2 pseudogenes are annotated in these 2143 nt (G+C 75.6%); both read right to left on the bottom strand.

Annotated features, from left to right (window positions below):
* Positions 1-1028: pseudogene (locus RKE29_RS29525) on the bottom strand (serine/threonine-protein kinase); the annotation flags it as partial.
* Positions 1029-1065: 37 nt separating this feature from the next.
* Positions 1066-2143, bottom strand: a pseudogene (locus tag RKE29_RS29530) (hypothetical protein); the annotation flags it as partial.

A 2143-nucleotide genomic window follows, 5' to 3' on the forward strand; every position in this document is an offset into this window, starting at 1 on the left:
GGGCGGCGGGCTGACCGGCGCGGGCCCGGGCGCGGGCGCCGGCCTCGCGGGCGGCGGCGGCACGGCGACCAGCGACGTGTGCGGCGTCTCCGCGTCGAGCAGCCGCAGCGCGTCCCGGCCCAGCTGGGCCAGCAGGCCGCCCGGCAGCCACGGCTCGGCGGCCCCGGCAGGCTCACCGGACTCGGTCGAACCGGCCGAACCGGCCGCCTCCGCCTCCGTACGCCCCGAAGGCGCGGTGAGGGCCGCGACCCGTTCGACGGACAGCCGCCGCCGCGGGTCCTTGTCCAGGCAGCCGTCCACCAGGTCGCGCAGGCCCTCCGGCAGCCCGGTCAGGTCCGGCTCCTCCTGCGCGATGCGGTACATGATCGCGTGCAGGCCGCTGGTCGCGGTGCCGAACGGCTGCCGCCCGGTGGCGGCGAAGGCGAGCACCGAGCCCAGGCAGAAGACGTCGCTTGCGGCGGTGACCGTCTCGCCGCGCACCTGCTCGGGCGACATGAAGCCGGGCGACCCGACGACCGCGCCCGTCATCGTCAGGCCGCCCCCGGACACGACGGTCTCCAGGGCGCGCGCGATGCCGAAGTCGATGACGCGCGGGCCGTCGATGGTGATCAGGACGTTCGACGGCTTCNGCCGACGCCGTGGATGTCGCGCAGCGCGCACGCCAGGCCGTGCGCGAGCGCGCGGACGGTCGGTTCGGGCAGCGGGCCGAAGTCGCGGGTCACGACGTCGTGCAGCGACGGGCCGCCGATGTAGCCGGTGGCGACCCAGGGGGTGGGCGCGTCGGTGTCGGCGTCGAGCACCGGCGCGGTCCACTGGCCGCCGACGCGCCGCGCCGCCGCCACCTCGCGCGCGAAGCGGACGCGGAAGTCGGGCACCTGCGCCAGTTCGGCCTGGACGAGCTTGACGGCCACGGTCCGGCCGCGGGCGGAGCGGGCCAGGTAGACCCGGCCCATTCCGCCCTCGCCGAGCTTGCCGAGCAGCCGGTACTCCCCGATCCACCGCGGGTCCTGCGGTCCGAGGGCTTGCATTGCCGTTGCGGCTCCTGTCACCTCGTACGCGGCCGGGTCAGCCGACCCTGGTGAACGTGACGGTCTCGGTGCCCTCGCCGTAGTCGCTCGACTCGTACTTCAGGCGCAGCTTGCCGCCCTCGGCGGTGAGGGTCCACGAGTCGCCGGCGTCGCACTTGCCCTCCGGCTGGGACACGTTGACCTTCGTGGGGCTGAGTACGACGCCGTTCTGGACGGAGCCCAGGACGCGGGTGCCCTCGCAGTGGTAGCTGTTGCTGTCCTCCTCGACCGCGGCCACCTCGCTGCCGATCGCCCCCTGGCGGATCGTCAGCTTCACGTTCAGGTCCTTCTGCCCGAACGCGCCCTTCGCCTGCCAGGTGCCCTGGTAGTCCGGGCCCACCGGCGCCGGGCCGGACGCCGCCCGGCGCAGCGTGACCTGGACCGAGCTGTCGGAGCCGCTGGTCCACACGATGGAGCCGTCGTCCTGGAGCTTCATGGTCTGGTCGCCGATGGAGGAGCAGGAGCCTTCGGGGACGCTGGTGGCCACCTCGGAGTTGATGACCAGCAGGTTGTCCACCGCCTTCAGGGTCCCCGACCCCTGGCAGTACGCGCTCTCGCCGATCGTGGAGACGTCGGCGACCGGCGAGCCGATCTGGCCCTGGGTGATGACGACGCGGCGTAGGTCGCCGGTGGCCGACTCGCCCGAGTACACCTCGCCCTCCCACGCGCCGAGGTAGTCGCCGGGCACGTCGCCCGTGGTGGGCGGGACGCTCGCGGAGGCCGTCGGCGATCCGGAGGGGGAGGACAGCTCGGTGGGCGCGGCGGTCTCCGGGGCGGAGGTCGCGGGGGCCGTGGTGTGGCGGCCGCTGTCGGCCTTGTCCTTCTTGTCGTCCTTGTCGTCACCGCCGCCGAGCGCGGCGAAGGCGGCCACACCCGCGATGAGCACGGTGGCGACGGCGGCGGAGGCGATGACGATCGCCCGGCGCCGACGGCGCTTCGCGGGCGCGGGCGGGCTGTCGCCGGGACCGCCGGGACCGTCCGATCCGTCCGGACCGCCGGGGCCGCCCGGTCCCCCGGGGCCGCCCGGCCCGCCGGGCCGTCCCGGGTCCGCCGGGCCGAACGGGCCGCTGCCGCCC

This window comes from Streptomyces sp. B1866 (genome assembly GCF_031932565.1).
GTDB lineage: Bacteria > Actinomycetota > Actinomycetes > Streptomycetales > Streptomycetaceae > Streptomyces.